Below are 8,026 nucleotides of genomic sequence, written 5' to 3' on the forward strand. Positions count from 1 at the left end.
GGTGCGTCAGGTGCCCGCCGTGCGCCAGGTTCAGGCCCATGATGGTGTCGCCCGGACGGATCAGGGCGTGCATGACGGAGGCGTTGGCCTGCGCGCCGGAGTGCGGCTGGACGTTCGCGTACTCCGCGCCGAACAGGGCCTTGACCCGGTCGATGGCGAGCTGCTCGATCACGTCAACGTGCTCGCAGCCGCCGTAGTAGCGCTTGCCCGGGTAGCCCTCGGCGTACTTGTTGGTCAGCACGGAGCCCTGCGCCTGCATCACGGCCCTGGCCGTGTGGTTCTCCGAGGCGATCATTTCCAGCCCGTCGCGCTGGCGGGTGAGCTCGGCGTCGATCTTCGCGGCGATCTCCGGATCCAGTGCGGACAGGTCCGCGTCCAGGCTCGCGGAAACGACCTGCTCAAACGCGGTAGTGACCGCTCCCGTTGCGGGGCTCACAGCTCGCCGCCGTTCTTGGACGCGTACTCCTGGGCCGAGAGCAGGGGGCCGTCCGATTCGGCGGCGACCTTGAACAGCCAGCCGGCACCGTACGGATCGCTGTTGATCAGTGAGGGGTCGTCGACGACGGCGGGGTTGGTTTCGGTGACCTCGCCTGTGACGGGGGCATAGAGGTCCGAGACCGACTTGGTCGACTCAACCTCACCGCAGGTCTCCCCCGCGGTCACCGCGGAGCCGACCTCGGGCAGGTCCACGTAGACGATGTCGCCCAGGGCGTCCGTGGCGACGGCGGAGATACCGATGGACACGACGTTCCCGGCCTCCCGTGCGACCCACTCGTGCTCGTCGGAGTACTGCAGTTCAGGGGCAACTTTTGTCATGTGTTTTTCCTTTACGTTTGAAAAATCGTGGGGCCGCAACAGTTGCGGCTGGGTTACGCGGCGGGACTCGCCATCTTCCGCGTGCTCGGTCGCGAAGGCGCCCGCTGGGCGGACGCGACGCTCCCTTAGACGCACGCTTCCAGATGCCGCGCCCCCGCCGCTAATATCCAGTTCAGTTTTCGGGGCCAACCATTCTCCGGAAAGAACCCGTGGCCCTTCTTATTCTTCTAGGGCCTGGCTGCTCCGCGGCTTTAAGGGTGTCATCAAGCTCAACCCCCAATGATCGAGCTTGCCCTAGGGCACGGTTGTGACAAGCCAACCCTCGGTAGGCGGTTAATCCCCCAGCACCTTTGGCTTTCGAAGGCGCCGGTCCCCGCTGGCCCCTTGTGGTCGGTTGTACTAAAAGGTGAGCCGCCCTTGAGGGGCCGGCTGGCCGCGGTTTTCGAAAGCGTGCGTCTAAGCGAGGAACGAGCGAGCACGCGTGAAAACTGGGGCTAGCCGGTCCCGGAGCCGGGTACCGCTGAGGTACCCGGGCCCCGCGGGACTACTTGACGCGCTTGTAGAAAGGCAGTGCGACCACTTCGAACGGCTCGGCCTTGCCGCGGAGGTCGATGTCCAGGGCAGTGCCGGGCTCGGTGAGCTCGACGTCGACGTAGGCCATCGCGACCGGGTAGCCGAGGGTGGGGCTGGGCTGGCCGGAGGTGACTTCGCCGACGACGTTCCCGTCCTTGAGGACCGGGTAGTGGCCGCGGCCTGCCCGGCGTCCGAGGCCCTTGAGCCCGACGAGTTTGCGGCCCGTAGTGGCGCCAGCACCGGATTCTTTCTTGGCGGCGAGGGCGGCCTTACCGATGAAGTCGCCTTCCTTGGACAGCGCGACGACCGGGCCCAGGCCGGCGGCGAACGGATCGCCCTCGAGCGAGAGCTCGTTGCCGTAGAGCGGCATGCCGGCCTCGAGGCGGAGCGAGTCGCGGGACGCGAGCCCGGCGGGGGTCAGCTCGCCGTCTTCGGCGACGGCGACGAGCGCCTGCCAAAGGGCTGCGGCGGCGTCGTTGGCGACGAAGATCTCGAAGCCGTCTTCGCCGGTGTAGCCCGTGCGGGCCAGCAGCAGGTCCTGGCTGGCGCCGCCGAACATGAACGGGACGTCCACGGCGGCGTAGTACTTCAAGCCGGTGACGAGCTCGTGCTGCGCGGCGGGGACCAGGCGGAGCAGGATCTCCTGGGCCTTGGGTCCCTGCACGGCGATCAGCGAGGTCTCGGCGGACGCGTCCTGGACGGTGACGTCGAAGTTGACGGCACGATCGGCCAGGGCCGCGGCCACGACCTTGGCGTTGCCGGCGTTGGGGACCACGAGGAACTTGTCAGTGCCGTCGGCGCCCGCCGCGCGGCGGTAGGTGATGAGGTCGTCGATGATGCCGCCGTCCTCGTTGCAGATCAGCGAGTACTTGGCCTTGCCAATGGCCATCGCGGAGATCTTGCCCACGAGGGCGTAGTCCAGGAAGGCTGCGGCGTCGGGGCCGGTGACCCAGACTTCGCCCATGTGGGAAAGGTCGAACAGGCCCGCGGACTTGCGGACGGCGTGGTGCTCGGCGAGTTCGGAGCTGTACTTCAGCGGCATCTGCCAGCCGCCGAAGTCCGTGAAGGAGGCGCCGAGCTTCTTGTGCTCTTCGTACAGGGCCGTGTAGTTCTCAGTCATCGTTGGCTGTCCTTAGTTGGCGGAGTCGTCGGAGTGGTCCTCGAAGTCCTCGAGGGGAGGGCAGGAACAGATCAGGTTGCGGTCCCCGGCTGCACCGTCGATGCGGCCGACCGGCGGGAAGTACTTGTCCTGCTTGAGCGTGTGGACCGGGAATACGGCCTGCTCACGCGGGTATTCGCGGGTCCAGTCGGTGCTGATGACGGCGGCGGCGGTGTGGGGTGCGTTGCGCAGCGGGCTGTGCTCCACGGTGAAATCGCCGTGGGCCACCTGGTCGATCTCGGCGCGGATGGCGACCATGGCCGTGATGAAACGGTCGATCTCGCCTAGGTCCTCGGATTCGGTGGGCTCCACCATCAGGGTGCCGGCCACCGGGAACGCGAGGGTGGGGGCGTGGAAACCGTAGTCGATCAGACGCTTGGCCACGTCCTCGGCCGTCACGCCGGTCTTGGCCGTGAGTTCGCGCAGGTCCAGGATGCACTCGTGCGCCACCAGGCCGCCTTCGCCGGTGTAGAGCACCGGGAAGGAGTCGTTCAGGCGGGCCGCGATGTAGTTCGSCGCGAGCAGGGCCGACTTGGTGGCCTCGGTGAGGCCCCGGCCGCCCATGAGCTTCACGTAGGCCCAGGAGATCGGCAGGACGCCGGCCGAGCCGTAGCGGGAGGCGGAGATCGGGGTGCCGTCGGCGCCGTTGGCCGGGTCCGCGGCGTTGCCCGGCATGAACGGGGCGAGGTGGGCCTTGGCCGCGACCGGGCCGACGCCCGGTCCGCCGCCGCCGTGCGGGATGCAGAAGGTCTTGTGCAGGTTCAGGTGCGAGACGTCGCCGCCAAACATGCCCGGCTGGGCCAGACCCACGAGCGCGTTCAGGTTGGCGCCGTCGATGTAGACCTGGCCCCCGGCGGCGTGGATCGCGTCGCAGACCTCGCGGACGTCGGCGTCATACACCCCGTGGGTGGACGGGTAGGTGATCATGATGCAGGACAGCGCGTCCTTGTTCGCCTCGATCTTGGCGGTCAGGTCCGCGTGGTCGATCGTGCCGTCCGAAGCCGTGGCCACCACCACGACCTTCATGCCGGCCAGCACCGCGGAGGCCGCGTTCGTGCCGTGCGCGGAGGCCGGGATCAGGCAGACGGTGCGCTGGGCGTCACCGCGGGAGAGGTGGTAGCCGCGGATCGCCAGCAGGCCCGCGAGCTCGCCCTGGGAACCGGCGTTCGGCTGGATCGAGACCTGGTCGTAGCCGGTGATCTCGGTCAGCTGGGCCTCGAGGTCCTCGATCAGTTCGCGCCAGCCGGCGGTCTGTGATTCCGGGGCGAACGGGTGGATGGAGGCGAACTCCGGCCAGGAGATGGCTTCCATCTCGGCCGTGGCGTTCAGCTTCATGGTGCACGAACCCAGCGGGATCATGGTCCGGTCCAGGGCCAGGTCACGGTCTGAGAGGCGGCGGATGTAGCGCAGCAGCTGGGTCTCGGAACGGTGCGTGTTGAACACCGGGTGCTGCAGGTAGTCGGAGGTGCGCTCGACGGCGGGGTCCAGGCCGAACCCTTCAGCCGTGTCGGTCACCGACGCGCCGAAAGCGGCGATGACGTCGGCGACGATGTCCACTGTCGTGGCCTCATCGGCGGAGATGCCGACGGTGTCGCCGTCGATGGCGCGCAGGTTGACGCCCTTGGCGTCGGCGGCCGCGATGATCTCGGCTGCCCGGCCCGGCACGGAGACGGTGATGGTGTCGAAGAAGGAGGTGTGCAGCACGTCCAAACCTGCGGCCTTCAGGGAAGCTGCGATGGTCTTGGCGTGGACGTGGACCGACTGGGCGATTGCCTTCAGCCCGTCGGGGCCGTGGTAGACGGCGTAGAAGGAAGCCACGATGGCCAGCAGGGCCTGGGCGGTGCAGATGTTGGAGGTGGCCTTCTCACGGCGGATGTGCTGCTCGCGGGTCTGCAGGGCCAGGCGGTAGGCCGGGACGCCGGCGTTGTCCTTGGAGACACCCACGAGGCGGCCGGGCATGGAGCGCTCAAGGCCCTTCTGCACGGCCATGTAGGCCGCGTGCGGGCCGCCGAAGAACAGCGGCACGCCGAAGCGCTGGGCGGAGCCGACGGCGATGTCAGCACCCTGCTCGCCCGGGGACGTGATGAGCGTCAGGGAGAGGAGGTCGGCGGCGACGGTGACGAGGGCGCCGCGTTCCTTGGCGTCGGCGATCACGGCGGTGTGGTCGAACACGCGGCCGGAAACGCCCGGCTGCTGCAGGACGATGCCGTTGATGACGCCCTCGGGCAGGCCCTTGGAGAGGTCGGCGACCTCGACCTCGAAGCCGAGGGCTTCGGCGCGGCCTTTGACGATCGCGATGGTCTGCGGGAGGCAGTCGGCGTCGAGGACGGTCTTGCCGTCGTGGGCCGTCTTGTTCTTGTTGGCGCGGCGCATCATCAGAACGGCCTCGGCGACGGCAGTGGCTTCGTCCAGCAGCGAGGCGTTGGCGATCGGCAGGCCGACCAGGTCCTGGACCATGGTCTGGAAGTTCAGCAGCGCCTCGAGCCGGCCCTGGGAGATCTCCGGCTGGTAGGGCGTGTACGCGGTGTACCAGGCCGGGGCTTCGAGGATGTTGCGGCGGATCACCGGCGGGGTGAGCGTGTCGTAGTAGCCCTGGCCGATCATCTGCACGGCGGTCTTGTTCTTCGAGGCCAGCTTGCGTAGCTCGGCGAGGACTTCCACTTCGCTGAGGGCCGCGGCGAGCGCAAGGTCGGCGTCCTGACGGATGTCCTTCGGAACGGCGGTGTCCACCAGGGCGTCGACGGTGTCGTAGCCGACAGCCTTCAGCATGGCGTCGACGTCGGCCTGGCGGCGGGCGCCAATGTGCCGGTCAACGAAGGACGTGGAGGCTGGGGTAACAGTCACAAGGAACTCCATAACTCAGGCGGCGCAGGGTACGCCACATTGATTTGGGTTCCTCCCCGCTCTGTATTGGACCTGAGAGTTTCCGCGCAGCCTGCGATTCAGGGACTCCGCTTGCACCGTCGGTGAGCACGGCACGTCCGGGACACGCCTGCTACTTTCCAGAGTTGCCTTGCCGCGGCGGTACATGGGCCTGAGAGATTCCTGGGGAGGATTTGCTCCTACGGCGCCTGCTTGTACCTACTTGCAGGGCTCTCCCGCCGCAGATCAAAGGCGTATTCAATTGGGGGTGACAACAGTCACAGCTCTTATTGTCCTACGCCGGGCGCGCGTCCGCAAACTCCCTCCCGGCGGTGGACCCAGGTTACGGGCGGCGGGCGTCAGCCGCGCAGGCGCTCGACGGCGGCCAGGAGGCTCCGGACATCCGCCTCAACCTCCGGCAGCGGCCCGCCGGGCCCCCGGGCCAGCATGGCGTTGAAATACAGTCCGTCCCCCATGTACAGGACGGCCTTCGCCATGGCGGGTCCGACGTCGGCCGCCAACAGTTCCAGCCAGCTCGCCTGGGCGGCGGCGAAGCGGCGGAGGGTCTCCCCGTGCGCCACCTCGGCGAGCCGCGTTGCCGCCACGAAAACCCGGTCCATGGGGGTATCCGCCCACACCGAGGACTTGATGAAGTAGGCGGCCGCCCCTTCGGGGGCCTCCCCCATGGCAGCAACATCCGCAGCCAGATGCCGGTCCAGCCGTTCGAGCAGGACCGCGATCATCGCCTCCTTGGTCGGGAAGTGGTAGAGCAGGCCGCCCTTGGAAACGCCGGCCCGGCGCGCGACGGCGTCCAGTGTGGCAGCGCGTTCACCGACTTCGATGAGCAGAGATTCGAAGGCATCGAGGACGGCCTCGCGGGCGACGGGTTTCCTGGGCATGCCTCCCATCATGCCTGTCCTGTCGCGCATTTCTTAACTGTACCGTCCAGACGGTATAGTTACGTTGATGAGCATTCCATCGATCACCGCAGCCACCAGCACTACGGCAGCCACCGACCCCCGGGCACCGTGGCGTGACTGGGTGGCGCTTGCCCTGCTGATGTTCCCCGTCCTGCTCGTGGCCGTGGACAACACGGCCCTGACGTTCGCCCTGCCGGCCATCGCCAGCAGCCTGGCCGCCTCCGGCGTCGAACTGCTCTGGATCGTCGATGCCTATCCCCTGGTCCTGGCCGGACTCCTGGTCGCGATGGGCAGCCTGGGCGACAGGATCGGCCGGCGCCGGCTGCTCTTCGTCGGCAGCGCGGGCTTTGCCGCGGTTTCGGCCGTGACGGCGTTCGCGCCGAGCGCCGAATGGCTGATCGCCGGCCGCGCCGGGCTTGGCCTGTTCGGCGCCATGCTCATGCCGTCCACGCTGTCGCTGATCCGGAACATTTTTCCGCAGCCCAACCGGCGCAGGCTCGCGGTGGCGATCTGGGCCGCTGGCTTCTCCGGCGGCGCCGCCCTGGGCCCGATTGCCGGCGGCTGGCTGGTGGAACATTTCTGGTGGGGCGCCGTCCTCCTGATCGCGGTGCCGATCATCCTGCCCCTGCTGCTGCTCGGCCCTGCACTGATCCCGGAATCCCGCGACCCGAAGCCGGGCCGCGTGGACGTGCCGAGCATGGTCTTGTCCCTGCTGGTCATGGTGCCCGTGGTCTACGGGATCAAGACCCTCGCCACCCACGGGCCTGCCCCGGAGGCCTTCGCGAGCATCGGTGCCGGCCTGCTCATGGGTTATGTGTTCATCCGGCGGCAGCGCGCACTTGCCCGCGGGGAGGGCACCGCGCCGATGCTCGATGTCAGCCTCTTTGGCAACCGAATCTTCAGTACGGCCATCATTGCCAACGTCCTGGCGCTGTTCTCCTTCAATGGCTTCATCCTCTTCCTGGCCCAGCATCTGCAGCTGCTGGAGGGCCAGTCCCCTTCGGCCTCCGGCGTCGCCATGGTCCCGGCCCTCATCGCCACAGTCGTCGCGGGGCTGCTCGTGGTCCCGCTGGTGCGCAAGGTGCGCCCTGGTTTTGTGGTGGCCGGCGGTCTGCTGCTGAGCGCGGCGGGCTATTTCCTGGTGGCGTTCGGCGACCACAGCCATGGCCCGTCACTGCTCCTGGCCGCGCTGATGGTTCTCTGCCTCGGAGTGGGTGCCGCGGAAACGATCTCGAATGACCTGATCCTGGGCGCTGCGCCCGCCAACAAGTCGGGGGCCGCCGCCGCCATCTCGGAGACCGGCTATGAAGTGGGGTCCCTGCTGGGCACCGCGATCCTGGGCTCGATCCTGACGGCCTCCTACCAGGGCAATCTCCGGCTCCCCGCGGGCGTGTCCGAGCTCGCCCCGGCCGCCGCCACCCGCCAAGCCGGTGAAACCCTCGCAGGCGCGGTGGATCTGGCCCGGATGCTGCCGGCTCCCCTGGCGGAGGCAGTGACAGCGGCCGCACGCTCCGCCTTCGACTCTGGCGTGCACGTCACGGCGTCAATTGCGTTGGTCCTGATGTCCGGGGCCTGCGTCCTCGCCGCCGTCGTCCTAAGGTCGGTGCCCAAGGCCAAATAGCGGGCACGGCCGCCGTCGTCAGCGTCAAGAGGTTCCAGCCCCTAAGACGTTCCAGCCCTTAAAACAGCAGCGTCC

Annotated in this window: 5 protein-coding genes, 1 pseudogene and 2 riboswitches; of the genes and pseudogenes, 1 reads left to right on the forward strand and 5 read right to left on the reverse strand. The window is 68.1% G+C overall.

Features of this window, described 5'->3' with window-relative positions; translation table 11 throughout:
• The 5 genes and pseudogenes from AC1DZQ_RS22330 to AC1DZQ_RS22350 form a co-directional block, all read right to left on the reverse strand.
• A pseudogene (locus AC1DZQ_RS22330) lies at positions 1-436 on the reverse strand (serine hydroxymethyltransferase); the annotation flags it as partial.
• A complete protein-coding gene (gene gcvH / locus AC1DZQ_RS22335; RefSeq protein WP_476965548.1) occupies positions 433-816 on the reverse strand; it encodes a glycine cleavage system protein GcvH in 384 nt (127 codons plus the stop codon). The pseudogene AC1DZQ_RS22330 and the gene gcvH, both read right to left, overlap by 4 nt.
• A 544-nt stretch (positions 817-1,360) precedes the next feature.
• Positions 1,361-2,509 carry a glycine cleavage system aminomethyltransferase GcvT gene (gene gcvT / locus AC1DZQ_RS22340; protein WP_476965549.1) on the reverse strand — a complete coding sequence of 383 codons (1,149 nt, stop codon included), beginning with the start codon at positions 2,507-2,509 and terminating at the stop codon, positions 1,361-1,363.
• Between the two features lie 12 nt (positions 2,510-2,521).
• Positions 2,522-5,404: an aminomethyl-transferring glycine dehydrogenase gene (gcvP, locus tag AC1DZQ_RS22345; protein WP_476965550.1), complete on the reverse strand. Its 2,883-nt coding sequence runs from the start codon at positions 5,402-5,404 to the stop codon at positions 2,522-2,524.
• Positions 5,405-5,443: 39 nt separating this feature from the next.
• A riboswitch (glycine riboswitch) is annotated at positions 5,444-5,559 on the reverse strand.
• Position 5,560: 1 nt separating this feature from the next.
• Positions 5,561-5,659: riboswitch (glycine riboswitch) on the reverse strand.
• Between the two features lie 110 nt (positions 5,660-5,769).
• Positions 5,770-6,309 carry a TetR/AcrR family transcriptional regulator gene (locus AC1DZQ_RS22350; protein ID WP_476965552.1) on the reverse strand — a complete coding sequence of 180 codons (540 nt, stop codon included), beginning with the start codon at positions 6,307-6,309 and terminating at the stop codon, positions 5,770-5,772.
• A 67-nt stretch (positions 6,310-6,376) separates the two neighbouring features.
• Here AC1DZQ_RS22350 and AC1DZQ_RS22355 point away from each other — a divergent pair, with 67 nt between their 5' ends.
• Entirely contained in the window at positions 6,377-7,951 is a 1,575-nt protein-coding gene (locus tag AC1DZQ_RS22355; protein WP_476965551.1) for an MFS transporter, read from the forward strand.
• The last annotated feature ends 75 nt before the right edge of the window (positions 7,952-8,026 follow it).

The organism is Arthrobacter sp. P1_C12_2, from assembly GCF_056406415.1.